At 34.9% G+C, this 25,195-nt stretch carries 28 protein-coding genes and 1 pseudogene; 3 read left to right on the top strand and 26 right to left on the bottom strand.

Going from position 1 to position 25,195, the window contains the following annotated elements; genetic code table 11:
• The first annotated feature begins 75 nt into the window (after nt 1-75).
• Both hflX and IGB25_RS11475 read left to right on the top strand, forming a co-directional pair.
• Nucleotides 76-1,296 carry a GTPase HflX gene (hflX, locus tag IGB25_RS11470; RefSeq protein WP_211065118.1) on the top strand — a complete coding sequence of 407 codons (1,221 nt, stop codon included), beginning with the start codon at nt 76-78 and terminating at the stop codon, nt 1,294-1,296.
• A 292-nt stretch (nt 1,297-1,588) separates the two neighbouring features.
• Nucleotides 1,589-1,744 (top strand): hypothetical protein, encoded by a 156-nt coding sequence (locus tag IGB25_RS11475; RefSeq protein WP_211065119.1) that lies wholly within the window; start codon nt 1,589-1,591, stop codon nt 1,742-1,744.
• Nucleotides 1,745-1,840: 96 nt separating this feature from the next.
• Here the strand turns inward: IGB25_RS11475 and IGB25_RS11480 are convergent, their stop codons facing one another.
• Both IGB25_RS11480 and IGB25_RS11485 read right to left on the bottom strand, forming a co-directional pair.
• Nucleotides 1,841-2,170 carry a hypothetical protein gene (locus IGB25_RS11480; protein WP_211065120.1) on the bottom strand — a complete coding sequence of 110 codons (330 nt, stop codon included), beginning with the start codon at nt 2,168-2,170 and terminating at the stop codon, nt 1,841-1,843.
• The gene (locus IGB25_RS11485; RefSeq protein WP_211065121.1) at nt 2,160-2,405 is read right to left on the bottom strand and encodes a hypothetical protein; all 246 of its coding nucleotides are present in this window, start codon (nt 2,403-2,405) and stop codon (nt 2,160-2,162) included. Before IGB25_RS11485 ends, IGB25_RS11480 begins: the two co-directional genes overlap by 11 nt.
• 122 nt (nt 2,406-2,527) lie before the next feature.
• Between IGB25_RS11485 and IGB25_RS11490 the strand changes: the two genes are divergently transcribed.
• A complete protein-coding gene (locus IGB25_RS11490) occupies nt 2,528-3,121 on the top strand; it encodes a DUF4251 domain-containing protein (protein WP_211065122.1) in 594 nt (197 codons plus the stop codon).
• A 175-nt stretch (nt 3,122-3,296) separates the two neighbouring features.
• On the opposite strand, the gene IGB25_RS11495 is transcribed toward IGB25_RS11490, so the two are convergent.
• The 24 genes and pseudogenes from IGB25_RS11495 to IGB25_RS11605 form a co-directional block, all read right to left on the bottom strand.
• A complete protein-coding gene (locus tag IGB25_RS11495; RefSeq protein ID WP_211065123.1) occupies nt 3,297-5,141 on the bottom strand; it encodes an ABC-F family ATP-binding cassette domain-containing protein in 1,845 nt (614 codons plus the stop codon).
• 2 nt (nt 5,142-5,143) lie between these two features.
• Entirely contained in the window at nt 5,144-5,755 is a 612-nt protein-coding gene (locus IGB25_RS11500; RefSeq protein ID WP_211065124.1) for a lipoprotein signal peptidase, read from the bottom strand.
• Between the two features lie 207 nt (nt 5,756-5,962).
• Complete coding sequence (locus IGB25_RS11505; RefSeq protein WP_211064494.1) at nt 5,963-7,162, bottom strand: IS4 family transposase; 1,200 nt, start codon at nt 7,160-7,162, stop codon at nt 5,963-5,965.
• A 120-nt stretch (nt 7,163-7,282) separates the two neighbouring features.
• A complete protein-coding gene (locus IGB25_RS11510) occupies nt 7,283-7,819 on the bottom strand; it encodes a hypothetical protein (protein WP_211065125.1) in 537 nt (178 codons plus the stop codon).
• A 162-nt stretch (nt 7,820-7,981) separates the two neighbouring features.
• Nucleotides 7,982-8,995, bottom strand: coding sequence for an NAD(P)-dependent oxidoreductase (locus IGB25_RS11515; protein WP_211065126.1), 1,014 nt, complete (start codon nt 8,993-8,995; stop codon nt 7,982-7,984).
• 3 nt (nt 8,996-8,998) lie between these two features.
• Nucleotides 8,999-9,784, bottom strand: a complete 786-nt coding sequence (locus tag IGB25_RS11520; protein WP_211065127.1) for an SDR family oxidoreductase — start codon at nt 9,782-9,784, stop codon at nt 8,999-9,001.
• Nucleotides 9,785-9,790: 6 nt separating this feature from the next.
• Complete coding sequence (locus IGB25_RS11525; RefSeq protein WP_211065128.1) at nt 9,791-10,552, bottom strand: SDR family oxidoreductase; 762 nt, start codon at nt 10,550-10,552, stop codon at nt 9,791-9,793.
• A 3-nt stretch (nt 10,553-10,555) separates the two neighbouring features.
• Nucleotides 10,556-10,900: a cupin domain-containing protein gene (locus tag IGB25_RS11530; protein ID WP_211065129.1), complete on the bottom strand. Its 345-nt coding sequence runs from the start codon at nt 10,898-10,900 to the stop codon at nt 10,556-10,558.
• 54 nt (nt 10,901-10,954) lie between these two features.
• Complete coding sequence (locus IGB25_RS11535) at nt 10,955-11,905, bottom strand: transporter (RefSeq protein ID WP_211065130.1); 951 nt, start codon at nt 11,903-11,905, stop codon at nt 10,955-10,957.
• Nucleotides 11,906-11,917: 12 nt separating this feature from the next.
• Nucleotides 11,918-12,868 carry a VOC family protein gene (locus IGB25_RS11540; protein WP_211065131.1) on the bottom strand — a complete coding sequence of 317 codons (951 nt, stop codon included), beginning with the start codon at nt 12,866-12,868 and terminating at the stop codon, nt 11,918-11,920.
• Between the two features lie 17 nt (nt 12,869-12,885).
• Entirely contained in the window at nt 12,886-13,737 is an 852-nt protein-coding gene (locus tag IGB25_RS11545; RefSeq protein ID WP_211065132.1) for an alpha/beta fold hydrolase, read from the bottom strand.
• 160 nt (nt 13,738-13,897) lie between these two features.
• Nucleotides 13,898-14,446, bottom strand: coding sequence for an AraC family transcriptional regulator (locus IGB25_RS11550; protein WP_211065133.1), 549 nt, complete (start codon nt 14,444-14,446; stop codon nt 13,898-13,900).
• 12 nt (nt 14,447-14,458) lie between these two features.
• Nucleotides 14,459-14,671, bottom strand: a pseudogene (locus IGB25_RS15675) (AraC family ligand binding domain-containing protein); the annotation flags it as partial.
• Between the two features lie 156 nt (nt 14,672-14,827).
• Nucleotides 14,828-15,496 carry a signal peptidase II gene (locus tag IGB25_RS11555; protein WP_211065134.1) on the bottom strand — a complete coding sequence of 223 codons (669 nt, stop codon included), beginning with the start codon at nt 15,494-15,496 and terminating at the stop codon, nt 14,828-14,830.
• 35 nt (nt 15,497-15,531) lie between these two features.
• Nucleotides 15,532-16,164: a DUF4097 family beta strand repeat-containing protein gene (locus IGB25_RS11560; protein WP_211065135.1), complete on the bottom strand. Its 633-nt coding sequence runs from the start codon at nt 16,162-16,164 to the stop codon at nt 15,532-15,534.
• A gap of 9 nt (nt 16,165-16,173) precedes the next feature.
• The gene (locus IGB25_RS11565) at nt 16,174-16,887 is read right to left on the bottom strand and encodes a DUF3307 domain-containing protein (protein WP_211065136.1); all 714 of its coding nucleotides are present in this window, start codon (nt 16,885-16,887) and stop codon (nt 16,174-16,176) included.
• Nucleotides 16,881-17,483, bottom strand: a complete 603-nt coding sequence (locus tag IGB25_RS11570; protein ID WP_211065137.1) for a SatD family protein — start codon at nt 17,481-17,483, stop codon at nt 16,881-16,883. The genes IGB25_RS11565 and IGB25_RS11570 overlap by 7 nt, the downstream gene beginning before the upstream one ends.
• Nucleotides 17,484-17,598: 115 nt before the next feature.
• Complete coding sequence (locus IGB25_RS11575) at nt 17,599-18,543, bottom strand: 2-hydroxyacid dehydrogenase (protein WP_211065138.1); 945 nt, start codon at nt 18,541-18,543, stop codon at nt 17,599-17,601.
• Nucleotides 18,540-18,947 carry a thioesterase family protein gene (locus IGB25_RS11580; RefSeq protein WP_211066908.1) on the bottom strand — a complete coding sequence of 136 codons (408 nt, stop codon included), beginning with the start codon at nt 18,945-18,947 and terminating at the stop codon, nt 18,540-18,542. The genes IGB25_RS11575 and IGB25_RS11580 overlap by 4 nt, the downstream gene beginning before the upstream one ends.
• A gap of 11 nt (nt 18,948-18,958) precedes the next feature.
• Nucleotides 18,959-20,311: a magnesium transporter gene (mgtE, locus tag IGB25_RS11585; RefSeq protein WP_211065139.1), complete on the bottom strand. Its 1,353-nt coding sequence runs from the start codon at nt 20,309-20,311 to the stop codon at nt 18,959-18,961.
• Nucleotides 20,301-21,128 (bottom strand): 16S rRNA (adenine(1518)-N(6)/adenine(1519)-N(6))-dimethyltransferase RsmA, encoded by an 828-nt coding sequence (gene rsmA / locus IGB25_RS11590; RefSeq protein WP_211065140.1) that lies wholly within the window; start codon nt 21,126-21,128, stop codon nt 20,301-20,303. Before rsmA ends, mgtE begins: the two co-directional genes overlap by 11 nt.
• Before the next feature lie 18 nt (nt 21,129-21,146).
• The gene (locus IGB25_RS11595) at nt 21,147-23,450 is read right to left on the bottom strand and encodes a penicillin-binding protein 1A (protein ID WP_211065141.1); all 2,304 of its coding nucleotides are present in this window, start codon (nt 23,448-23,450) and stop codon (nt 21,147-21,149) included.
• Entirely contained in the window at nt 23,447-23,941 is a 495-nt protein-coding gene (locus tag IGB25_RS11600) for a gliding motility lipoprotein GldH (protein ID WP_211065142.1), read from the bottom strand. Before IGB25_RS11600 ends, IGB25_RS11595 begins: the two co-directional genes overlap by 4 nt.
• Nucleotide 23,942: 1 nt before the next feature.
• Nucleotides 23,943-25,097, bottom strand: coding sequence for a regulatory iron-sulfur-containing complex subunit RicT (locus tag IGB25_RS11605; RefSeq protein ID WP_211065143.1), 1,155 nt, complete (start codon nt 25,095-25,097; stop codon nt 23,943-23,945).
• Nucleotides 25,098-25,195: the final 98 nt, after the last annotated feature.

Raw genomic sequence — 25,195 nt, forward strand, 5'->3', positions numbered from 1 at the left:
AAAAGATATTCAGCAAATTGAATAACAAAACCATAATCAGCGATAAATCTTTACCTTTGCAACAGATTATAATCTATGCTTGAACCCAAAAAAACCGAATACGAAACAGCAGTTCTTATTGGTATCATCAACCAATACCAAGACGAAGACAAGTCAGACGAATATCTCGACGAACTCGAGTTTTTAACCTACACCGCAGGTGGCGAAGTCCTTAAACGCTTTCAGCAAAAGTTAGACAAACCCAATCCCAAAACCTTTATCGGTTCTGGAAAAATGGAAGAAGTCCGTGAATTTGTCAATGCCAACAACATTGGAGCCGCTATTTTTGACGACGAGCTTTCACCTGCTCAACAAAAAAACATCGAGAAAATACTCAAATGCAAAGTCGTTGACCGAACTTATCTCATCCTTGATATCTTCGCACAACGTGCCCAAACCAGCTATGCCAGAACACAAGTTGAACTGGCTCAATATGAATATTTGTTGCCAAGATTATCAGGTCTGTGGACACACCTTGAACGCCAACGCGGTGGTATCGGTATGCGTGGTCCTGGAGAAACCGAAATCGAAACCGACCGCCGTATCGTAAGAGACAAAATATCTTTACTCAAGAAAAAGCTCAAAACCATCGACAAACAAATGGCCGTTCAACGTGGCAATCGTGGTAGCCTTGTCCGTGTAGCACTTGTAGGTTACACCAACGTAGGCAAATCTACCTTGATGAATATCATCAGTAAAAGCGATATCTTTGCCGAAAACAAACTCTTTGCCACGCTCGACACCACGGTAAGAAAAGTCGTTATCCGCAACCTGCCTTTTTTGTTGTCAGACACTGTGGGTTTCATTCGCAAACTGCCAACTCAACTTGTAGAATCGTTCAAATCCACGCTTGACGAAGTGCGTGAAGCCGATTTATTGCTTCACGTGGTTGACATTTCGCACCCACAATTTCAAGACCACATCGAGTCTGTCAACCAAACACTTAGCGAAATTGACGCCAAGGACAAACCTTGCCTTATGGTTTTCAACAAAATAGACCAATACCAAGCCGAAAGCTTCGACGAAGATGACCTCATCAACGAAAAAACCGAAAAACACTTTAGCCTTAAAGATTGGAAAAATACTTGGATGAACAAAGTTGGCGACGATGCCATTTTCATCTCAGCCATCAAAAAACAAAACATTACATCCTTTAGACGAAAGGTATATAAAAAAGTGCGTTCCATTCACGTAACGCGATTTCCCTACAACAATTTTCTCTATCCCGAACTTAAAGATTTAGAAAACGAATCCTAGAATAAGGAGCAGAAACCTGCTTTCCGCTATATTTTTTGGGTTGAGCTCAAGCATCTGTTTGGCTTGGCAGGATTACCGCTTGTGGCGACACTCTGTTTAGCCAACATCTGCTAAGGCTCAGCCCAAAAAGATGCCACTCCAATCAGGGCTATTCACCCAATCGGTGTTTTAAAACCCTAACAACAAACCAATTCTTTTAAATAATCAACTCCAAATACGCAGTTTGAGTGACCTTTGTCATTTTAAACCAAAAACCTTATTCATAATTTTGACTACTTTTAAAACCAAACCTATGCAATATCTTATCCCTTTTGTAGATTGGACTAGTGGCGCTATTTTGATGACTGTTGTTTTTGGACTTGTTATCATCGGTCTAGTTGGTTTTGTGATTTATTTCATAAATTCTTCAGCAAAAAAAGAACGCGAAAAAAAGAATGCAAAGGATTAATTGAAGTTTCTTCTTTTAAATAATCAACTCCAAATACGCAGTTTGAGTGACCAAGGGTTTTTATCGTGCCTTTTGTATTTTTTTATTATAAAATTATTACGACTTAAATTTTGAAAGTAGATTTTTAAGGGCTTTAGGGTTTTTGCTATTATTCCAAAACAACAGTAAATCAATCTGCTTTTTGTCTTTTCTATAAACATAAAATAAGCTCGTTTGTTTTGAAATCATTAATTTATAAATCCCTGTTTTTACTGATAATCTTCCTTGTAAAACGTTATTTGACAATAATGAAAGTTGATGTTCAACCATATGCATAAACTTTTCAACTTCCTTAAGGTTCCATTTGTATTTTATGAAGTCTAATTCGTTTACGTATGATTGCTTAGCGATACTTGTCCAAAATATAGAATACCTGTCATTTGACATTATACTTTGCTCTTATTTCCTTTACAACTTCACTGTGAGGTGACGTCTGATGATCATCTGATTGTTTTTTACTTATTAAAAGTAAATTTTGAATGTCATCAGGAAGATTATCAAAAAAATCACTCGGCTTATGGTTCCTATAACTTTCATATATTTCATCTATTAGAATCAAAAAATCTTCATCAACTTCAGAAATTGACTTTTGCCATTTAGCTCTTAATTTTGTGTTATCCATAACTCATCATTTTCTATTTCAAATATAAAGAATTTTAAAATAAGTATCTTATAAGTACTAAAGCCTTATCACTCTGTTAATAAGACTGATATTTTTAAAAATTAATGTTATTTTTAAAAATTATGAATAGAATTATAACACATAAAGCACTGAATTTACTTTATTTGATAAGCATTTTGAGCTTGTTTTGGAGTTGTAAAACCAATCAAATTGCCAAAGCAGAAGCTAAGGCTAATGATTTAAAGATTTTGGATTCATTATATGCTAAAAAAGATTATCATATAAAAATAAATGTGGCTTATCCTTTTGCTTCAGTAGCAACCACAAAAGTAGCTAATGAATTGTTGAGAAACACAGGCAATTCTGCTAACAGAATAGATGTTAGTGGCGATGGCAATTTTATAAAAATACAAAACGATACCGTTTCAGGCTATTTGCCTTTTTTTGGAGAAAGTCGAACAAGTTCTGGCTCTTATGGTGGAACAGATCTCGCTATTCAATTTGAAGAACCTCTTAAGGATTTAAAAAAACAAATCAATACGGAAAAGCCTAAATTGAAATTAGAGTTTACAACAGAACAAAAAAGAAATAATAACGAAAAATATGACGTGTCAATAGATATTTACCCCAACAAAAATGTAAGGGTCAACATCAGACCTGTTCATAAAACTGTTATGCAGTATGATGGGCGATTGGATGAGTTTAGTAAAGATTAGTCTTTTTTTGAACGGTGTTTAAATGCAGAATGGTTATTTTACCGCAAGGGTCGCTATGATTTCGCAATGTTCGCAAGGGGTTTTTTGATTTGCAATTCAAGACTTACCAAAGGAATATGATTCCTTGAATTTTTTCATTCTCCAATGGGTTTAAACCCATTGAAGTGCATAAAATCTAGTCTGTCAACTCAAACCACCTCTCCGTTTTTTTATCAATATTTGTTTCTATCTCTTGAAGCTTAATGCTATTTTCTTTAATATCTTCTGCCGATAAGTCTTCTAGAAAAGCTTGTTGTAGTTTTTCTTTTTCCTTTTCTAAATTTTTGATTTGGGTTTCCAATTGTTTGAGTTCTTTTTGCTCGAGATAACTGAGTTTGTTTTCGGGTTTTTCTTTTTCTTGAGGTTTTGAAGTTGTTGGTTTGGGTTCGAGTTTCTCAGCTGGCTTTTGGGCTTCATATTGTCTATAATCTGAATAATTGCCAGGAAAATCTCTGATGTTTCCATTTTCAAATACAAACAAATGATCAACGATTTTATCCATAAAATAACGGTCGTGAGAGACAACAATCAAGCGACCTGGAAAATCCATCAAAAAATTCTCAAGCACATTAATCGTCACCACATCCAAATCGTTGGTGGGTTCATCGAGAATTAAAAAATTAGGATTTTGTATTAAAACCGTACATAAATACAAGCGTTTCAATTCGCCGCCACTCAATTTTTCAACATAGTCGTATTGCTTTTTACGGTCAAACAAAAAACGTTCTAATAATTGCGAAGCTGATATTTTTCGGCCTTTAGCCAGTGGAATGTATTCGCCAAAATCTTTGATGACTTCAATGAGTTTTTTGCCGGGTTTCACCTCTAAACCACCTTGACGGTAATAACCAAACTTTAAAGTTTCGCCTAAAACTACTTTGCCAGTATCGGGTTTAAGGTTTTCAGTTAAGATATTAAGGAATGTAGATTTTCCGCTTCCGTTTTTACCGATGATTCCAACGCGTTCGCCACGTTTAAAATTATAATCAAAATTTTCAAACAAAGTATTGTTGTCAAAAGATTTAGACACATTATGAAATTCAACAATCTTGGTACCGAGGCGTTCCATATTGATTTCAAGCTCTATTTCGTGGTCTTTTCGGCGTTGTTGAGCCCGTTTTTTAATGTCTTCAAAATCATCTATACGCGATTTTGATTTGCTGGTTCGGGCTTTGGGTTGACGACGCATCCAGCCCAGTTCTTTTTTGAAAAGCTGTTTGGCTTTTTCAGTTGAGGTTTCTTGCTGTTGTAGTCGTTCTTCTCGCTTTTCAAGATAATAGCTGTAATTGCCTTTATAAGTATAAAGTTCGCCTTGGTCGAGCTCCATAATTTGGTTGCACACCCGTTCTAAAAAATACCTATCGTGAGTCACCATAAAAAAACTCATTTTGGCTTGAGTAAAATAACCTTCAAGCCATTCAATCATATCAAGGTCTAAATGGTTTGTCGGTTCGTCAAGAATAAGTAAGTCAGGCGAATCTAATAACAAAATAGCTAAAGCCAGTCGCTTTTTCTGTCCGCCAGAAAGGCTTTTTACAGGTTTTTGTAAATCTTGTAGTTTTAATTTAGAAAGCACTTGCTGGTATTGGCTTTCAAAATCCCAAGCTTGATGAGCTTCCATAGCTTCAAAAGCCTTTTGATAGGCATCTGCATCACTGGGATTTTGAAGTGCTTTTTCGTATTGACTAATGACCTTGAGCATTTCGTTGTCTGATGCTAAAATGCTTTGTTCTACATTTAGATTGGGGTTGAGGTCAGGTTCTTGAGATAAGAAACCGATTTTTATGTCATTTCTAAAATTGATTTCGCCTCGATCGGGTACATCTTTTTGGGCTAAAATTTTGAGCAAACTGGTCTTTCCACTACCATTTTGAGCCACTAAACCAATTTTTTGACCGTGGTTAATGCCAAAAGATAAATCTTCAAAAAGCCTTAGCGTGCCATAAGATTTGGCGATGTGTTCAACAGAAATGAGGTTCATAGTTAAGAGGTCTTATCTTTTTTTGGGAAAGCTTTTTTGTGAAATACCAACAGAATTCCAAAACCTGTGCTTATAGCCGTATCAGCAATGTTGAAAACAGGTTCAAAAAACACAAAGCGTTCGCCACCCCAAATGGGAATCCAGCTCGGTAAAATATCATCGTAAATTGGAAAATAAAGCATGTCAACAACTTTGCCCTTGAGTATAGGTGCGTAACCACCACCTTCTGGAAACATAGTAGCTACTTGATCTAAACTGTCACTAAAAATAGTCCCATAAAACACAGAATCGATAATATTGCCCATCGCACCAGCAAATATCAAGCTGATGGCAATTAACAAGATTTTTGGTGCTTTTTTTCGAGTCGAATCCCATAACCACCAACCAATGCCAACAATAGCAAATAGGCGAAATACAGTGAGTATGATTTTGCCATAATCACCCGGAATTTTTGCTCCCCAAGCCATTCCTTCATTTTCTATAAAAAGAATCTGAAACCAGGAAAACACTTCAACGCTTTCATACAGTTTGAAATGGGTTTTGATATAAATTTTAGAAATCTGGTCTATAATTAAAATCACGATTATAAACCAGATTGATTTTTTTAAGTTCATCTATATAAAAGATTTGAAAGGCAAAAATAGGGTTTTTATTCCATTTGCCTAACAATGATATTGCCGTTTACGCTCTTGAGGTTGATTTGATTTTTTTTTTGAATAAAACGAATCATTGTTGTCCGATAAAAATCTAAATTACTAAAAAAATCTTTTGTATCGCCTAATTTCACTGTGTAGCTTTAGTATTTTAAAAATAGAACCTCCTTATGGGTCAAAAAGGCTTAATTGACCTATATTTTTTGTTGTAATATCTTCCCATTTTGCTTCTGGATTTTTAAGGAATTTGAACAAATCAATATAGGTCATTAAATGATATCGTATCACGGACATCATATTAGAATATGCCCATTTTCTTTCTGCTTTTCTCTGAATGACAAGCATTATTAGTTGTATGATTAAGCTGACCCATATCTGTATCTCGATGGCATTTTGATTATCTCCAAGAAAATACTTTAGCGGGAAGTTTTGTTTAAGGCGTTTGAACATAGTCTCGATTTGCCACCTGTTCTTGTAGATCTCGGCAATTTTATCTGCCTGAAGTTCATAATTGTTGGTAATGAACTCATAAACTTTTTGGTGTTTATCGTACCAAAAAGCTATTCTTCTAAGGTAAAATGGCTTACCGTCATTGTCTTTGAGTTCTATTTTTTCGTCCTTTAGGACAGCATCATCTACCGTGTCGGGAATATCAAACTCTTCAAGGCTTGTATAACGGGCATTGTCTTTTTGTCTGGTCACAAAGTAAATATTCTCTAAGGTCCATTTTTGGTATTGTTTATAATCCACATAACCTTTATCAAAGACGACATAAGAACCTTTCTTGAGTTCAAGATCCTTTAAAAAGGTATGGTCATGGGTTGCGGCATTTGAGAACTTTATCAGACAGGGCACATCTTCCATAGCATTTATCATAGTGTGCATCTTGATACCACCTTTCTTTTTGCCGTTGAGTGAGTTTCTACCTACACCTTTAAGAATGTCACTAAAGAGTGTTATAGTTGATGAATCAACAATTTTAAGGTCTTTTACAGCTGGTTCATAAGTTCTGCTGTCCGACAAAAATCGGTGGTAACGTTTATAGAGTAAATGGTAAATATCAGCAAATACTGATGAGCTTCTTCTCCTGTTGGCGTCAGATAATGTGCTTCGCTTTGGGAAATCTTTTAGCCCCAAATGGTTGATTTTTCCTTCACAAGCAAGCATAATACTCGATACTTCACGAAGCGAGCTACAACCACTAATGACAGTGAAAATCATAGTAACTAAATGCTCATAAGTAGTGAACTTTTTAGTGTATCTGTCGCTGTTATGCTTTTCGGCTGTCCGATAAACATCGTTGGGTAAAATAAAATTTAAAACCTGTTTGATAATGGGTTGACCGCTGAAATTTTTACTTTTGTTCATATCTCTTTTTTTTTGCGAAAGATGAAGATATAAAAAAGTGGGAAATCCTGTATTGGAAATCCCACTTTAAAATATTTTATCGGACACTAATGAAAACGAATCAATTTTTATCATTCCATTTTACGAAAACGCCTTGATATCAGCTCTTTTGGTGTTTATTTTTATATTCCCGTTAAACGTATTGATATCTGCATGACCAACAAAAGCTTTGAGGTTACAATGTCCAGATTTTGTATTGAGTTGAAAATATTCAAATTCACCCTGACCTTCAACTGAAGCTAAATCTGACTCTATGATAAGTTGAGACTGTTGAGGAAGATCAAATGTAACGCTTACGGAAAAACTCTGCATTGAAGTCATTTTATTATCGCCAAATTCTAAAGCTTTAGGATAAATACTTTTTATAATCAAACTGTCATTTTGAATGCGATAGTCAAAATACAACTCGGTTTTATAAGTGCTTTCTGCTGATGAATTGAATTTAAAATAAGCTGATTTATGCGTCTTGATTTCAATTTTTGAAACTTGATTGGCTTGAAACCACACGACTTTGATGCCATTGTTGTTGATTTCAAAAGCGGTTTTGAATTGCGGATAAGCTTTTTGAATGCTTAAAAATACTAATAGTAAAAACAAAAAGATTTGTTTGAAAATCATTTATGTAATTTAGATTGTAATTAAATACTTAGTACCAGGTCAGAAACTGGTATATCTGGAATTTAAAAATTGATCTTATCTATTGAAATCCTCAATTATACGGGCGTATTAGTCCGCTGAGACTTATATGAAGTCTTTAAAATTTAGAAGATAATAACCGATTCATGGTTTTCTATAAAAAGTTTTATGGTTGGACAGATCCAGGATTTTTTCCGCTTTTCCTGTGGTGATATACTTTTTCACATTCCTTATTCCCATCTTACTTGAATGCAACAGCACTCCTTCAACCATTGCTGAATTGTGCGGAGATCCCAGGACGTTTGGTAATTCTAAAAACGGAAAATTCAATTCAAATTTATTTACAAAAAAAGGTTCTATCCACCAGGCATCTATAGCCGCCTTGAAAGTAGGGGTCGCTTTAAGCTTTTGGAATAAAGGTTCTTCCTCAATGATTTGTCCCCGAGCCAGATTGACCAGGATAGCGTTATCTTTCATTTTACTGAGTTCTGCGTGACTAATAAGATTATTAGTCTTTTCTGTTAGCGGGATTGTAATGACCACAAAATCTGAATTAGAGAGCAGGAAATCCAATTCATCCAGTGTTCCAACCCAGTCGGTTTTTTCTTTACTCTTACCACTGGTATTTATGGCGAATATTTTACAATCAAAAGCAGACTTCATTATTTGTCCAATACGCTTTCCAATACCTCCAAAACCAATTATTCCACAAACTTTTTGATCAATCAACATTGATTTACTCTCAAATTGATTGAATTCTCCATGTTTCATTTCTTCATGCCTTAGTCTTAGATTTTTGACCAATGATAAAATCATACCCACTCCATGCTCTGCCATTGGCTTTGCATAGGCACCCATATTACCAGCTACAATGGTGTCCTGAGGAAACCTGCTAAAATCCAGATGGTCATAACCAGCCGAAAGGAGTTGGATAAACCGAATTCCTTTAAAGGCTCGATCCTCCACTTCGGGTAGTTCAACGGTGGGATTTCGAGCAATTAAAATGTCCGAGTCTTTGAGTTTTTTATTCTGAATTTCTGCTGATAAGCCATTAAGAAAATGAACTTCTGCTATTCCATCAAGTTCCTTTTTATAGTATTCAAACTCCTCATCACTTACTTTATTGCTGACTGAAATAATATGCCTTGAGTTTTTCATATCCTAAATTGGGAATTTAGACTCTCCACCATCAACAGTCCATATTGATCCAGTGACAAAGGAAGTCGCTGGAGAAAGCAAAAAAGTTGCTACTCTACCAATCTCTTCCGGTGTCGCAAAACGACCTAAAGGAATGTTTGCCGCCATTTGTTTTTCTGTCTCTTCTATGTTTTGACTTTTTTCATTTGCCACCATCTCTACGTATTTAGCCACAACTTCGGTATTGGTATATCCCGGGGCAATACCATTTACCCGAATACCCTTAGGCGCCAATTCTTCTGAAAAAGTTTTGACCATACCAGCCACAGCTAGTCGTAGATTGGAAGCCAGTGTGTAATCTACGGACGGTTGCCGTATATAACTTGAAGTATTGAGCACAATACTCCCTTTATCACTAAGAATTTTCAAGGCATGGTAACAGAGATGCCTCACAGATGCTATAATGGTCGTGTAACCATTTTCCCAATCTTCGGAAGAAAGGGAAGATAGATTTCCCGCAGAAGGGGCTCCTGAATTTGTGAAAAGCAAATCCAGTTTTCCTTGTTGTTCATGTATTATATCAAAAGCTTTAATTATGTCGCTTTCGTTAGTAACGTCGCATACTAAAGGAATGACTTTGTTTCCAGTTTGCCCTTGAATATTTTTTGTTTTTTCTTGAATACTTTCTTTTGTGCGTGCACATGCATAAACTATTGCTCCTTCCCTGGATAGCTCTTCAGCTACAGTCGCTCCCATACCCTGGCTGGCTCCAGCCACAAAGGCTATTTTATTCTTAAGTTGTAAATCCATTTTATATTAATTGGCTGTTATTAATCCTCCATCTACATGTATATTCTGTCCCGTTATGTACTGGTTTTCTTCCGATAGTAGATAAGCAATCAACCCAGCCACATCTTCTGGTTTTCCAAACATTTTCAACGGAATTTCTTTGATTGTTCTTTGATCGACCTCTTCTTTGCTGATGTTCTCTTGATCTGCGTAACGCTGATTAAAATCCAGGATCTGTTGAGTAGCGATGTAACCTGGAGCTACTGTATTGATTAATATCCCGTCACTGCCTAATTCCATAGCTACGGTCTTTAATGCGTTAACCAAGGTCGCCCTCAAACTATTAGATAAGACAATCCCAGCACGTGGGCTTTTAACCGTAAAAGAACTTATTGTCGCCACCCTACATTTCTGCTGTTTCTGCATGATGGGTGTCAATTCGCGCAAAAGCCTAAGCGGCCCATGCAACATGATTTTGGTATAAGTTTCCCATTCTGCATGTGATACTTCTAAAAAAGACTTAACAGGAGGTCCTCCATGGTTGAGGAGCAGAGCATCTATCTGACCTCTTTCTTCTACCTTAGCTATTAAAGCTGTGATTGTGGCATCATCGCCCAAACTTCCATCCACTCCCTCTACTATTGTGCCATATTCCTTGAGTTTTTTCACCGCATTAGATGTATTCCTGCTGTTAATGATCAATTCATATCCTTTTTTTGCCAATATTTGTGCAGTGGCATATCCAATGCCTTTAGAAGCTCCTGTAAGTAATGCAATTTTTCTTTCCATCATTTAAACATCTTTTAATTTTTGGATAAAATCTTCTCTCACAGGGGTGAAGATGTCAAGAAGAATAGTGTCTTCTGCGACTTCTAATTCGTGCTCTTCATTAGAAGGGAAGTGTATAATTCCGCCTTGAGATAAAATAAATTCTTCTCCTTTCATTCTTACTTTCACTCTACCTTTGACCACATAAGTCATTTGTTCATGAGGATGAGAATGTTTGGCGCCTATACTTCCTTTTGGTAGTTCTGCCTTCACTGTCATTAGCTTATCCCCGGCAAAAGGAAAAAGCTTTAACTTCTCCACCTGGAGATGGGGAAGTTCATTCATTTGTACATATTTACTTTTATTCATAAAATCATATTATTTTTAAAAAATTGAATATAACTAATTTTTAAATCCAAAGGTCTATTTAGGCCAAATTTTTGTGAATGTGAAATTCACAAAAGGTGCCTGAGACCATCTATTTTCAGTTGTCACATCAAATGTCGCTGTTAATCGAAACATAAAAGTTTTATATTGTTTAAAAAATGCTGGACTGACGGCAAATGCCATTTCTTTTGAATCTGGTATTGAGTTTCCCCCTATTTCATGGTCTGACAATTGCTGTAAAAAATAGCCTGCTACCCCGACTCTAAATTCTTTCCCCAAATTGTAAGAGGCCGCATAATTCACATAAAAAGCTTGACCTGGTTTGGTTTCTTCAACGCCAAGACCAACAAATGGATCTTTGTTCTTTGAATTCCACATATAGCGGAACCGCATTGAAGTTTCCCATGTATTGCTTTCGTCCCAATATATTGTAAAGGCATAATATGGCATAATGCTCCATACATTAGATCCCACATTCACTAAGTTTTCTTCATCATAAGTCCCCGTGGGCAGGATGGCATTCAATAAAAAACGGTGAAAGAATGTTTTGCCGAATAGTTTTTTATTTGGCCATTGAATACCTGCTCCTATAATAACATCGCCAAGTCCAAATTCGCTTTCATCTAAAGCAGGAGGCACCTCAATTCCTACATTAACTAGGGGAATTAAGATTTCAGCCACTGGAAAACCATTCAGCATTGGCTTCTTTGAGACTATAGCCAAATGATTGATAAAAAGAAAATTGTTCAAACTATTGTCCCCAGGAATTTCATCACCATTTGCATCGGTCAGCTTAGTTGAATTTTGGCTACCCAGGAAAGCCTCGTAAAGGATTCCTGGACCAGCAACTCCGTCATTAATACTTGTTAACCCTACATCATTTGGAGGTAAATTCACTTGCGCTTGAAGAAAGAGAGGCAGGCAAGAAAACAGAATTAACAATAATGACTTTCGTATTTCTCGAAGAATTTTACTTAAACGTTTCATTGCGTCGTGCTTTTATTTATCGGGGCCAATAGAGTTTGCTAAAAAATCAGGAGACAACTCTGGTCCCCACCAAATGATGCCCTCAGCCAATTCATTTTCTTTCCAAAGAACAGGTTTCCAGTCGGGATCATAAATATGGTAACCACCACTAAACAGTTCCAGCCGGTGTCCACTTCCCGGATCAATTGCATAAATGAACCCTGCTTGGGAGATGCCATGTTTTCCAGGAGCTAAACTAAGCTCTATGCCATTTTCCTTGAAAATATCTGCGGCTCTTGCCACGTCTTGGAAATTATCAAGATAAAAGACCGTATGGTGATATCTGTTTTTACGTCCAGCTTCGTCAAACATTATAGCCAAATCATGTACTAAAGTGGTTACAGATGTCCAAAAAGCCAATCCAAATCCATTGTCTAATTGGACGTATTCACGATTTTTAAATCCAAAAAGTTTTTCATGTAATTCCATAGATTCCTCGGGATTGCCAACATTGAAATTAACATGATCTATGCACCGAGGAGATATTCCATGGTCAAAAGATTTAAATACTTGATTTTTAAGTCTGGATCTTTTGCCTTCAGGAGCCAATGGTCTTTCCATATCATAATAGATTTCATAAGTCTGTCCCGTCGGTAAATTAAAACGAAACGCCTTTCCAAGACCAGCCTCTTTACCTTCAGGAACCCAAGAGGGATTTAAGCCAGCATTTTTTACCTTGTCATAAAAATAATCTACATCATCAGGCTCCTGGGTTTTCCAAGCAATATGATCTAACATAGCTACCTTTCCTTCAATTAAAATCAAAGAATGATGTTCAAAATCTGCCCATGCACGATAATAGATTTTATTTCCTTCGCGCTTTTGTTCATTTAATCCCACTATATCATGAAAAAACCAGTGTGATTTTTCAAGATTTGGAGTAACAAGGGCTACATGCCCCAACTTTGCAAGTCTTTTTTCCATAATTAAATTTGTTTTTATTAATAATTCTTTTCGAAAAATTCTTTCAATAAAAAATGAAAAGATTCTTTATATTCAATTTGGGTCCAATGGCTACAGTGACCAAAAATGTGCATCTGAGCATTTGGAAGATGTTTGATGAGATAATGGCTGGTTTCTACATTGACTAATAGATCCTCCTGACCATGAATGATCAAAATGGGATGATTCATGTTTCTCAAAGAACCATTGGGGATTATCAATTCATCAAGATGTTGTTGTCTAGGGGCTGGGAACATAGCCTCAAATGATCTACGGATATTTGGATCTGAAGAAGCCTCATGTCTCATTTTAGCAATTTCTCCCAATTGATCTCCTATAAAGCTATTATCGTATGAAAACCAGGAAATTATATTTGCCATAAGTTCAGGTGAAGGATCGTCATAATATCCCCATGTTCTATCTAATTCTGAAGTAATAGTGGTTGGTGCTCCGGCAGGACCCATGAGTACAACCCGATTAAACCGGTCGGGGAAATCCATTAAAAGCTGAAGACTGATAGCTCCTCCCATTGAGTTTCCGACCATATGCACCTTTTCTAGCTTTAGTTCGTCTAATAGAGAAATAATTTGATCAATCCATAGCCGCATCCAGTTACGCATTCCTTTAGGTGGGTTTTCTGGATGGTTGCTTTTTCCAAAACCAATTAAATCTGGTGCAATACAATGGAATTTTTCACCAAATTCGGGCATAATATATTGCCAGTTTGACCATGCACTAGCTCCTGGACCAGAACCGTGCAAAAACAAAATCGCTTCTTTATGACTTGCTCCACATTCATTAATATATGTATTATTCGCACTTTTTACGATACGGTTATTAACTTCTTCCATAAGTTTTAAGTTTTAATATTATTAAAGATTAACTAAACGTTTCGTCAAAGTTAAAAATATAAATTCTTACGATTTATACATTATATTGTCTTAAAAGTGCACAATTCGAATATTGTCTTTCGTCCTGGATGGGTAGTGATTTCGGAAATGGGAAGTTTGTTTATCTTTTACGATAGCTATTCCTGAAGTCTTTAGGTGTTTTACCTATATATTTCTTGAACATCCTAAAGAAATAGGTGGGATGATTAAAGTTTAGCTGATATGCAATTTCAGATATTGTTTTGTCCGAATAAATAAGTAATCTCTCTGCCTCATGGAGAATTCTCTCTCTTATAACTTTTCCAGCTGGATGCCCCGTTTCGTTTTTTACTACATGGTTAAGATATCCTTCTGAAAGGTTCAAATTACGTGCATATTCGGCCACACTCTTTTTGCTTACGAAATGTTCTTCAACAGCTTGAAAAAATTTATTCACAATCACTTGAGATGACGTGTAATGGGTGCTACTATCATGTAAATTATAATACTCAAAGAGTTTTAATAATGTAAGATGTAAATAGGATCTAATAATCTCATCCTTCAAAAATGACCCACTAACATAAGTGCTATTCATATATTGAATTAGACCATTCACTTCTTTTGAAGTGGAGCTATTCATCTTCACGATTAAGAACTTTTTTGAAATATTGTGCTTGATAATTCCTGCCAAGTGACTTTTATTTTCAGAATGGATTTCAAAAAAATCTGAGCTGAAATGCATGGAATATCCCTGTACTGTTTTAGTAAAATTTGTTGCGTGAATGGTGTTTGGATACAGGAGCAGAAAATGATTGTTTTGTATTTCATGTTCTTCTTCATCTATTGTGACAATATATTTACCATCCGATATCCAAACCAGCTGAAAAAGATGGCTATGGCGGTGGGGTTCTAGTATCCTTACTGTCTAAGCCAGACTTTCTATGGTATTTATTGAAAAATAATCTGATAGATGTTTTGGCGAATTTTCACCGTATTCTAAATAATTTGGGATAAATTTCATTCAGTAAGGAATATTTGATTTTTTAAGAATTATTTCTTAAATAAATTGTAACTAATCAATCCGCAAATTAGCAAAAATATTTAGTGTAGATAAAACTGGTTGCTGATTTTTTAAACAAGAACCTGTTACAGATCTAAGTTTGGCAAAGTTATCACAGCCTTGTTCTGATCTAAATTGTCCAGAGATTTTCTGTTTTACTTTTATATTTCTTATAGCTCTTTCAGAGGCGTTGTTATCTGGAGGGACATCCAGATGATAGAGGAATGTAAAGATATAGTTCCTGTATTTTATAAGTCTTTTTTTAAAGGTTATTAATTCTCTATGTTCTTTTGGCGGATCATGATTTAAGATGATATCCATTCTTTTTTCTATACTTTTCTTTATTGGACAATTCTCATTAAAGGCTATTTCTTTTATTTTTTTCTTAAAGCTGATGGCAATTAACAAGATTTTTGGTGCTTTTTTTCGAGTCGAATCCCATAACCACCAACCAATGCCAACAATAGCAAATAGGCGAAATACAGTGAGTATGATTTTGCCATAATCACCCGGAATTTTTGCTCCCCAAGCCATACCTTCATTTTCTATAAAAAGAATCTGAAACCAGGAAAACACTTCAATGCTTTCATACAGTTTGAAATGGGTTTTGATATAAATTTTAGAAATCTGATCTATAATTAAAATCACGATTATAAACCAGATTGATTTTTTTAAGTTCATCTATATAAAAGATGTGAAAGGCAAAAATAGGGTTTTTATTCCATTTGCCTAACAATGATATTGCCGTTTACGCTCTTGAGGTTGATTTGATTTTTTTTTGAATAAAACGAATCAATTTTTATCATTCCATTTTGTGAAAACGCCTTGATATCAGCTCTTTTGGTGTTTATTTTTATATTCCCGTTAAACGTATTGATATCTGCATGACCAACAAAAGCTTTGAGGTTACAATGTCCAGATTTTGTATTGAGTTGAAAATATTCAAATTCACCCTGACCTTCAACTGAAGCTAAATCTGACTCTATGATAAGTTGAGACTGTTGAGGAAGATCAAATGTAACGCTTACGGAAAAACTCTGCATTGAAGTCATTTTATTATCGCCAAATTCTAAAGCTTTAGGATAAATACTTTTTATAATCAAACTGTCATTTTGAATGCGATAGTAAAAATACAACTCGGTTTTATAAGTGCTTTCTGCTGATGAATTGAATTTAAAATAAGCTGATTTATGCGTCTTGATTTTAATTTTTGAAACTTGATTGGCTTGAAACCACACGACTTTGATGTCATTGTTGTTGATTTCAAAAGAGGTTTTGAATTGCGGATAAGCTTTTTGAATGCTTAAAAATACTAATAGTAAAAACAAAAAGATTTGTTTGAAAATCATTTATGTAATTTAGATTGTAATTAAATATTTATAACCCAAACCTATAACAATAGCTATGAGAAAGCTCAATAAAGTTCCGATTAAAATGTATTCTGTGAGTTTTCTGTCTTTTGCTCTTGAAAGATCACCAAACCTAAATACAGATTTTGCAGTGATTAAAAACCCAATTGCACTCCAATGACCTAATACAATAAATAAAAAGATAAACAAGCGTTCTAAAATACCAATAAAAGCACCAGCATTTTTTAAAGCACTTTTAGGTTGGTCTTCATCTAATTGCCATTTACTCATCAGCGTTTTTATAACAACTGAAGTTACTGATGTTAGCATCAAAATGGAGAGAAGTGTCAGTAAAAAATTACCTGAAAAGATGTTATCAAAACCAATTGAAAATGGAAAATTAAGATCAACCACAAGACCAATTACTGATAAATGTAGCCCTTGGTCTATAAAAAACAAACGTCTTTCATTTTTAGAATTTTGTAAATAGAGTTTTGCCAAATCAATAACAAAATGGCTTAATAAAATCATCAAAATATAAGGCCAAAGGCTAAAATCTAATTTTAAAAGAAGCAACAGTGCTATGGTATGCACCAAAATATGATAATATAAATATTTGGATTTATGTTTTTTGCGTTTTTTTTCGCTTATCCAAGTATTGGGTTGTAAGACAAAATCACCAATGATATGAGCAATCAATAATTTTAAAGTAAAAGCTAACATAATTCAGCAATTTGATTTTTATAATAATTATTCATCATCATCATTTCGTCAAATCCACCACGTTTTAAGGCTTCGCTGATACTGCTTTGAGATTTGTTGAGCTTGTCGGCGAGTTCTTTTTGTTTGAGATTTGGATTTTCAATCGAAAGTTTAATGATTTTAGCCACCGTTGGACTCCAACGATCTGCTGTCAGTAAAGATAAAGATAGCATTAGATTTATGGTATCGTCAAACTTTTTGTTTTCAGATTTTAAAATCATATTTTGTTTTTTTAACGCATCAAAACTTTCTCCCGACCTTATAAAAGCTGAACCATTAGATTCGGTGATATGAATTGATTCATAATTTTGTTTTCCCAAACCTATACCGATTCGCACATCCAAATCTTCAAATTGTTTAATGGCAGATTTAAGATGTATTGACGCTAATATCGCTTTTTCATTTGAAATAGCTAATTGAAAACTATCACCCCTAAAAACTTCCCAATCCTTTGGTGCTTTGCCATAAAATTCTAATGTCGATTTAAGCACTTGAAGCCATACTTCAGCATTTTCGCTTTTAGAATTTACAACATCTCCTGTTAATACCGCTATCATTTTTATTTGATATTTTTTACAAATATATCGGTTTTAGAACAGATATCCAAATAAATCGGCTATAAAGCCGATAATTAAGAATATCGGGTTTAAAGCCGATAATTGTTTAGAGGTTTTAATTTAAAAATTCTCTTTTGATTTTATCTACAATGGTTTGAGCCAATTTAGCCTTACTTTCAATGGTCCAACCAGCGATATGTGGAGATAAAATCACATTATCGAGTTGTATTAAAGTTTTAAAAGCTTCGGGCATTTGAGATTGATTTGTAAACAAATTTTCAAATGAATTTTTTTCATATTCTAAAACATCTAAACCTGCACCTTTCACTTTTTTATTTTCTATAGCTTTTACCAAATCATCAGTTTTTATAACCAGACCACGAGCGGTGTTGATTAACCAAATAGGGTGAGAAAATTGAGATAGAAATTTTTCATCAACGATATGTCGAGTTTTTTCAGTTAAAGGCAAATGAAGACTTAAAATTTGAGTTTCTTCAAAAAAGGTTTTTAAATCGACTTGTTTTGCAAATTTATCGCCAACCTTAGTTTTGATGTCATAGCAAATCACTTTGCAACCAAAACCTTGGAGGCGTTTTGCAAAAGCTTTTCCCATATAACCATAGCCTAAAATACCCATGGTTTTACCCATAATTTCTTCACCGCGATTCTCTTCTCGTTTCCAAACGCCATTTCTAACTTCTTGATGTGCGATGAATAACCGATTGGTCAAATTCAGCAAAAGTCCTAAGGCGTGTTCGGCAACGGCATCACGATTGCCTTCAGGTGCATTAAACAATTTTATGCCTTGTTGCTCTGCAAAGTCAACATCAATGTTTTCTAAACCAGCACCAACACGACCGATAAATTTTAAGTTTTTAGCTTTTTGTAAAAATGATTTATCAATAGGAAATCGGCTACGAATGATAATGCCATCATAGTTTTCAATATGCTTTTCAATTTTAGATTTTGATGATGAATAATCTTCTTCATTGGTCATACCAATAGCTTCAAGCTGATTGATGAGTAAAGGATGGTTTTGATCAAGATGAAGAATTTTCATAAGTTTTCAAAATAGGGTTTCAAAATATCTGAAGTAAGTCGAGTAGGTTTTAAGGTTTTTAAACTTATAAAACACCATTGTGCTTCAGAATCAAAGATAAGTTGTTTGGTTTTGGTGTTTGTAATGGTGGTTTTTCTCACAGAAGTTGCTGTTGAAAAATCATCTATCCAAGTTTTGATGATTAACTCATCGTTGAGTTTAGCTTGTTTTTTGTAATGAACCTCGTGTTTTAAAATCATCCAACCAAATTGATTTCTCACGCTTTCTAAGCTAAAACTTGTCCAATGTTTTTTTGAAATATCTAAAACCCATTGGATATACGCTAAATTATTGACGTGATTAAAATGGTCTATCACATCGTTTTCAACTTTAATTTTTTTTTCGAAAGGAATAGGGATTAGCATAGCAAATTATTTCAGAAACCTAACATATATTTAGCGATGGTAAAAAATATCAGCAAGCCAAAAATATCGTTGCTTGTCGTGATAAAAGGACCTGTTGCTAATGCTGGGTCTATCTTGTAGCGGTCTAACATAATTGGGACAAAAGTTCCGATGAGTGAAGCGATAATAATCACTGATATTAATGCAATAGATACCGTGAAAGCCACTAGATAATCACGTCCTAGGATAAAATGTGACCCAATAAAAAGAATGAGTGATAAAACAATGCCGTTTAAAACATTAAGCCCAACTTCTTTAGCGAGACGTTTCCAAATGGAGCCTGTCAGTGTGCCTTTGGCTATGCTCTGAACAATAATGGCAGAAGATTGAACCCCAACATTACCAGCCATAGCGACAATGAGTGGCATAAAGAAAAACAGAAATCCATAATTGACCATAGCACTTTCAAATTGACCAGCAACGGTAACAGCTATAAACCCGCCAAAAAGTGCTAAAATTAACCAAGGTAAACGAGCACGTGTAAGTTCCCAAATGCTATCATCGGCATCGACATCTTCAGAAATACCAGCGACCATTTGGTAATCTTTGTCGGCTTCATCTCTAATAAAATCGATAATATCATCAACGGTAATTCTACCGACCAATCGTCCGATTTCATCAACTACGGGTATGGCTTCAAGGTCGTATTTTTGCATTATACGAGCCACTTCTTCAGCAGAGGTATGTACATCGACATAATCTACATTTTCGATATAAACATCAGCGATATTGGCATTACTTGGAGCGGTAATTAAATCTTTAAGCGATAATCGTCCTTTTAATTTTCCTTTGTTATCAACAACGTAAATTGAATGCACTCTTGTGACATTTTCAGCTTGAGCACGCATTTCTTCCATACAGCCTGTAACACTCCAGTTTTCATTGACCTTAATGAGTTCTTTAGCCATCAAACCTCCTGCAGAATCTTCGTCATAACGCATAAGCTCAACTATATGTTGGGCGTGGTCGCGGTCTTTAAGGTTTTTAAATACTTCATCTTTGAGTTCTACAGATAAGTTTGAAATGATGTCGGTTGCATCATCGGTATCCATTTCTTCAATCTCGTCTGCTATTTCTTTTGGCGTCAGATTTTCGAGGAGTTTATCTCGATCATCTTCGTCGATTTCCATCAAAATTTCAGCCGTTTTTTCACTGTCTAAAAGTTTGATGATATAGGTGGCTTCATCAAGTGTGAGTTCGTCTAAAATTTCAGCTATATCTGCATGATGCATATCATCGAGATGCGACATAAGCTCCTGATTATTTTTTTCTTCAATCAGGTATTTTATTTTTTCAATAAATGCTTTTGAAATTTCAAACTGCATCTTTAGCTATTTTTTGGGTTAAATCAACAAAATCTTGATAACTTAATCTTTCGGGTCGTTGAGCAAAGATAAGGTCAGATTTTAAATTATCGCTCAAATTGAATGTTTTTAAACTGTTACGAAGGGTTTTTCGGCGTTGTTGAAAAGCGGTTTTAACCACTTTAAAAAATAATTTTTCGTCGCAATCTAATTTGTAGTTTTCTCTACGGGTCAATTTGATTACACCACTATCTACTTTTGGCGGTGGATTAAACACCTGAGGCTTTACAGTAAATAAATATTTAGTTTCGTAAAACGCTTGAGTTAGTACAGATAGAATACCATATGTTTTATTACCGCTTTCTGCACAAATGCGTTTGGCGACTTCTTTTTGAAACATACCCGCAAATTCAGGTACAACATTTCTTAATTCTATGGTTTTAAATAAAATTTGACTGGAAATATTGTAAGGAAAATTACCTATGATTCCAAAGCTATCGTCATCTAAAATAGTTTCTAAATCTGCTTTTAAAAAATCTTGGTCAATGATTTTAAAACGAGATTGGTTTTCAAGTGGGTTTAAAATATGTTCGTTGAGAAATGCTATAGAGTCTTTATCGATTTCAAAGGCAAAAAGTTCAACAGGTTTTTTGAGTAAAAATTTGGTAAGCATTCCTGTGCCAGGACCTATTTCTATGAGTTTATCAAAAGCTTCATAATTTAATGCATCAGCTATTTTTTGGGCAATGGTTTCATCTTTCAGAAAATGTTGTCCAAAAAACTTTTTTGGGCGAACAAGTTGAGATAATTTCTGAAAATGATTTTTGGTGTTCGCCATTGTAGAGGAGTTTAAATCTTAAAAATCGATATTGTAATCTGGTTGAGATGTTGCATTATTACCGTCTTTAGTTTCGTTATCACATTCCACTTGAATACTTAGGTTTTCAGGCTTTTCAAATTCTTCTGCAGAGACTTCAAATTCTTCATCTTGATAAAGATTTTTCATATACATTCCCCAAATGGGCAAAGCCATAGTTGCTCCTTGACCATATGTGAGGTTGGTAAATCTAATCGAACGGTCTTCGCCACCAACCCAAACGCCAGTAGCCAAATCAGGCACCATACCAATAAACCAACCATCGCTTTGATTTTGAGTGGTTCCGGTTTTTCCTGCAATAGGGTTTTTAAAATCATAGGGATAACCTGTTACAGCTTTTTTGTAGTGTGGTAAATTTTTAGCCCAAGTTCCTCTCAAGCGTTGACCTGAACCGTATTGGGTTACACCTTCTAAAAGTTTGACGGTAACATAAGCCGTTTCATAGCTTAAAACATCTTGCGTTTTGGACTTGTGTTGATACAAAACCGTTCCGTTTTTATCTTCAATTCTGCTGACGTAGTAAGGTTCAACATAAACGCCTTTGTTAGCAAATGTGCTGTAGGCTGAAACCATTTCATAAACACTCAAATCTGGTGTTCCTAAAGCTATTGAAGGATAAGGTTCAATGTTTTTGGTATCAATTCCTAATTTTTGAACCAGTTGCAATACGGGTTGAGGACCAGTTTTGTCGATTACTCTTGCGGTAATGGTATTGATAGATTCAGCAAGAGCTTGTTTTAAGGTTTTAATTTCTCCGTAATCATCACTAGAATTTACAGGTGTCCAGTCTTTAATTAAACCAAATTTTCCTTTAGGTATGGTAAACTTTGTATTAGGCAGTTTATAGCAAGGCGAAAGATGAAGCTGATCGATAGCGGTTGCATAAACAAAAGGTTTGAAAGTAGAGCCAACCTGTCGTTTAGCTTGTTGAACGTGTTCGTATTTAAAGTATTCAAAATCAATGCCACCAACCCAAGCTTTTATAGCACCAGTTTGTGGACGCATAGACATCATCCCAGCGTTTAAAAATGATTTATGGTAATAAATAGAATCTCTTGGAGTCATGATGGTGTCTTTTTTGCCTTCCCAGCTAAAGACTTTCATTTGGATTGGTTTATCAAACGAAGCCAGAATAGAATCTTCGGATACACCAGCCTTTTTCATTTGTTTATATCTCGAAGAGTTTTTGATAGATCTATCGATTATTCTGTCGATTTCTTTTTGGGAAAGACTTCTAAAAGGAGCTGTTTTATTGTTTTTATTTTTTTCAAAAAACACTTTTTGAAGATTTTTCATGTGGGCTTCAACAGCATTTTCTGCATAAGTTTGAGCTTTAGCATCAAGTGTTGTATAAATTTTTAGACCATCACTGTATAAGTTGTAGAGTTCGCCATCTTCTTTATGATTTTCTGCAATCCAATTATTCATAAATTTTTTTAATTCAGCTCTAAAATAAGTGGCTTGACCGTCATTTTGATATTCTGGCGTATAATTCAACTCAAGAGGTAATGCCTTTAGTGAATCTTTTTCTTCTTCTGTGATAAACTCGTTTCTTGCCATTTGCACTAACACTTGATTGCGTCTTTGAAGTGCGTTGTCTTTAAAAATATCGCGATAAGGATTGCACAGTACAGGGTTTTTGAACATCGCAACCAAAGTTGCAGATTCTTCAATATTTAAGTCCTGTGGTTCTTTTCCAAAATAAATACGTGTCGCTGAGCGTATGCCAACAGCTCCACGTGTAAAGTCAAAAATATTGAAATACATGGCAATGATTTCGTCTTTGGTATATTGCTTTTCCAGACGTGTGGCAATAACCCATTCTTTGATTTTTTGAGTTAATCTATTGGCTAAACCCGTTTGATTCATGTCTGTAAAAAGCTGTTTAGCGAGTTGCTGTGTGATGGTACTTGCACCACCTTTACTGCCGAGATAGGCAATAGCTCTTAAAGTACCTTTGGCGTCAATACCTGAATGCGAATAGTATCGTTCATCTTCGGTAGCGACTAAGGCATTGACCAAATGTTTAGGAAGTTGATCGTAATCAACCGGTGTTCGGTTTTGTTTAAAATATTTACCGAGGGTTTTTCCATCTTGTGAAATAATTTCTGTTGCCAGATCAGTTTGTGGATTTTCTAATTGTTCAAAGCTTGGCATTTTTCCGAAAACACCTACACTTGCCAGTAGAAATATTGATATTACAAATAGAAACAGCAATACATAAAGCATCCAAAATTTTTTGATGTATTTGCTCTGGTCTGTTTTTTTCTTTTTTGCCGTCATGATTTTTCAGGATTTGCTAATTCAAAACTAAAGCCAACTTCTTCAATACCTTTGAGTTTGGCCAATGTATTGGTTTCATTGGCTTTACGCATAGCCTGTTTTATTTTTAATTGATATTGTCCTTGCTCATTAAATTTAAGGTTTTCTTTATACCAAAGTTTATTGTGTTTTAAACTTCCAAAACCTTGTCCCATAAGTCTTCCATCTTTAAACGCCATTTTGTATTCTAAAGTATCTACAATAATCTTACCATGTGGAAATTGCATAGCTGTTATAAGAAACAAATTGCTGTATTGATAATCTGCTGTGTTTTTAATATGGATAAAAAAATTATAATTTTTGGTAGTATCAGGTGCTTTAAATTCAAATTTAGCTATACTATCTTTATGCCAAAATCCATCAAAAGACTTAGATTCATAATAAAAAGGCTTGTTTTGGCAAGCTCCAAAACAGAAGAGCAATAAACTTATGGCTAAAATTTGTTTAAGCATTTTAATTTGAATTCTTTTTATGTTGGTTTTGTCTTGGTTTTCTTTTTTTACGGCGTTTTTTGCGTTTGGGTTTGTCAAAACGTGTCAAACTATCTTGACCAACAACATTAGAATAATCTATGGTTTGAGTTGGTGTGTCGTCAACAAAATCTTCTAAGCAATCCACAGGTTTGTTTTGTTTTTCGGCTTGAATAATATCATTAACATCATCAACGTCTAATTCGTGCCAAGGATTGGGTTCATCAAAGTAAGCATACCATAGTTTTCGTTTAAAGATATCCATTTTTTGTAAACTGGCTTTTCCTTTTTTGGTGATTAGTTTATAATCTGATTTTGGAAAATCTTTAAGTGCTTCAACATACATATCCAATTCGTAATTGAGACAACATTTGAGTTTTCCGCACTGACCAGCCAATTTCAATGGATTTAAAGACAACTGTTGGTATCGTCTTGCAGAGGTTTTGACAGATCTAAAATCGGTAAGCCATGTTGAACAACAAAGTTCTCTGCCACATGAACCGATGCCACCAAGGCGAGATGCTTCTTGACGTAAGCCGATTTGTTTCATTTCAATACGGACTTTAAAAACATAAGCGTATTCTTTGATTAAGTCTCTAAAGTCAACACGTTGTTCAGCTGTGTAGTAAAATATAGCTTTAGAGCCATCGCCTTGAAACTCGACATCGCTGATTTTCATTTTCAGCTTTAGTCTAATAGCGATTTGTCTAGCTTTGATTTTTACCTCTTCTTCTTTTTGACGGTATTTTTGCCAAACATCAATATCTTTTTGGTTAGCTTTACGATAAATTTTCGGGAAATCATCTCCTTCAGGTTTGGCTTTTTTCTTCTTCATTTGAACTTTGACCAATTCACCAGTTAAGCTTACAATACCAATATCATGACCAGATTGTGCTTCTGTAGCCACAACATCGCCCATATAAATTTGTATGTTTTCTGGATTTCTAAAAAATTCTTTTCTTCCGTTTTTAAATCGGACTTCTACCATATCAAAGGCATCTTGACCTTTGGGCAATTGCATATTAGACAACCAATCAAAAACACTGAGTTTATTGCGCCTGTCTGTTCCACATGTACCGTTATTTTTACAGCCTTTTGGCGTGCCATCTTTTTGAGTCGAGCAACTTCCACATCCCATATTTCTATATATTGAAACTAAATACGATTATTTAGTTGATGAATAAATTAAAACGTAAAGATATTAAAAATTAAAGGTTAAGCGTGAAAATTGTTGGT

It is taken from the genome of Flavobacterium sp. CS20 (assembly GCF_018080005.1).
Taxonomy (GTDB): domain Bacteria; phylum Bacteroidota; class Bacteroidia; order Flavobacteriales; family Flavobacteriaceae; genus Psychroflexus.

Excerpts from the sequence above, each read along its gene's own strand:
- hflX (WP_211065118.1), top strand. The coding sequence starts at position 76 with ATGCTTGAACCCAAAAAAACCGAATACGAAACAGCAGTTCTTATTGGT.
- IGB25_RS11475 (WP_211065119.1), top strand. The coding sequence starts at position 1,589 with ATGCAATATCTTATCCCTTTTGTAGATTGGACTAGTGGCGCTATTTTG.
- IGB25_RS11480 (WP_211065120.1), bottom strand. The coding sequence starts at position 2,170 with ATGTCAAATGACAGGTATTCTATATTTTGGACAAGTATCGCTAAGCAA.
- IGB25_RS11485 (WP_211065121.1), bottom strand. The coding sequence starts at position 2,405 with ATGGATAACACAAAATTAAGAGCTAAATGGCAAAAGTCAATTTCTGAA.
- IGB25_RS11490 (WP_211065122.1), top strand. The coding sequence starts at position 2,528 with ATGAATAGAATTATAACACATAAAGCACTGAATTTACTTTATTTGATA.
- IGB25_RS11495 (WP_211065123.1), bottom strand. The coding sequence starts at position 5,141 with ATGAACCTCATTTCTGTTGAACACATCGCCAAATCTTATGGCACGCTA.
- IGB25_RS11500 (WP_211065124.1), bottom strand. The coding sequence starts at position 5,755 with ATGAACTTAAAAAAATCAATCTGGTTTATAATCGTGATTTTAATTATA.
- IGB25_RS11505 (WP_211064494.1), bottom strand. The coding sequence starts at position 7,162 with ATGAACAAAAGTAAAAATTTCAGCGGTCAACCCATTATCAAACAGGTT.
- IGB25_RS11510 (WP_211065125.1), bottom strand. The coding sequence starts at position 7,819 with ATGATTTTCAAACAAATCTTTTTGTTTTTACTATTAGTATTTTTAAGC.
- IGB25_RS11515 (WP_211065126.1), bottom strand. The coding sequence starts at position 8,995 with ATGAAAAACTCAAGGCATATTATTTCAGTCAGCAATAAAGTAAGTGAT.
- IGB25_RS11520 (WP_211065127.1), bottom strand. The coding sequence starts at position 9,784 with ATGGATTTACAACTTAAGAATAAAATAGCCTTTGTGGCTGGAGCCAGC.
- IGB25_RS11525 (WP_211065128.1), bottom strand. The coding sequence starts at position 10,552 with ATGGAAAGAAAAATTGCATTACTTACAGGAGCTTCTAAAGGCATTGGA.
- IGB25_RS11530 (WP_211065129.1), bottom strand. The coding sequence starts at position 10,900 with ATGAATAAAAGTAAATATGTACAAATGAATGAACTTCCCCATCTCCAG.
- IGB25_RS11535 (WP_211065130.1), bottom strand. The coding sequence starts at position 11,905 with ATGAAACGTTTAAGTAAAATTCTTCGAGAAATACGAAAGTCATTATTG.
- IGB25_RS11540 (WP_211065131.1), bottom strand. The coding sequence starts at position 12,868 with ATGGAAAAAAGACTTGCAAAGTTGGGGCATGTAGCCCTTGTTACTCCA.
- IGB25_RS11545 (WP_211065132.1), bottom strand. The coding sequence starts at position 13,737 with ATGGAAGAAGTTAATAACCGTATCGTAAAAAGTGCGAATAATACATAT.
- IGB25_RS11555 (WP_211065134.1), bottom strand. The coding sequence starts at position 15,496 with ATGAACTTAAAAAAATCAATCTGGTTTATAATCGTGATTTTAATTATA.
- IGB25_RS11560 (WP_211065135.1), bottom strand. The coding sequence starts at position 16,164 with ATGATTTTCAAACAAATCTTTTTGTTTTTACTATTAGTATTTTTAAGC.
- IGB25_RS11565 (WP_211065136.1), bottom strand. The coding sequence starts at position 16,887 with ATGTTAGCTTTTACTTTAAAATTATTGATTGCTCATATCATTGGTGAT.
- IGB25_RS11570 (WP_211065137.1), bottom strand. The coding sequence starts at position 17,483 with ATGATAGCGGTATTAACAGGAGATGTTGTAAATTCTAAAAGCGAAAAT.
- IGB25_RS11575 (WP_211065138.1), bottom strand. The coding sequence starts at position 18,543 with ATGAAAATTCTTCATCTTGATCAAAACCATCCTTTACTCATCAATCAG.
- IGB25_RS11580 (WP_211066908.1), bottom strand. The coding sequence starts at position 18,947 with ATGCTAATCCCTATTCCTTTCGAAAAAAAAATTAAAGTTGAAAACGAT.
- mgtE (WP_211065139.1), bottom strand. The coding sequence starts at position 20,311 with ATGCAGTTTGAAATTTCAAAAGCATTTATTGAAAAAATAAAATACCTG.
- rsmA (WP_211065140.1), bottom strand. The coding sequence starts at position 21,128 with ATGGCGAACACCAAAAATCATTTTCAGAAATTATCTCAACTTGTTCGC.
- IGB25_RS11595 (WP_211065141.1), bottom strand. The coding sequence starts at position 23,450 with ATGACGGCAAAAAAGAAAAAAACAGACCAGAGCAAATACATCAAAAAA.
- IGB25_RS11600 (WP_211065142.1), bottom strand. The coding sequence starts at position 23,941 with ATGCTTAAACAAATTTTAGCCATAAGTTTATTGCTCTTCTGTTTTGGA.
- IGB25_RS11605 (WP_211065143.1), bottom strand. The coding sequence starts at position 25,097 with ATGGGATGTGGAAGTTGCTCGACTCAAAAAGATGGCACGCCAAAAGGC.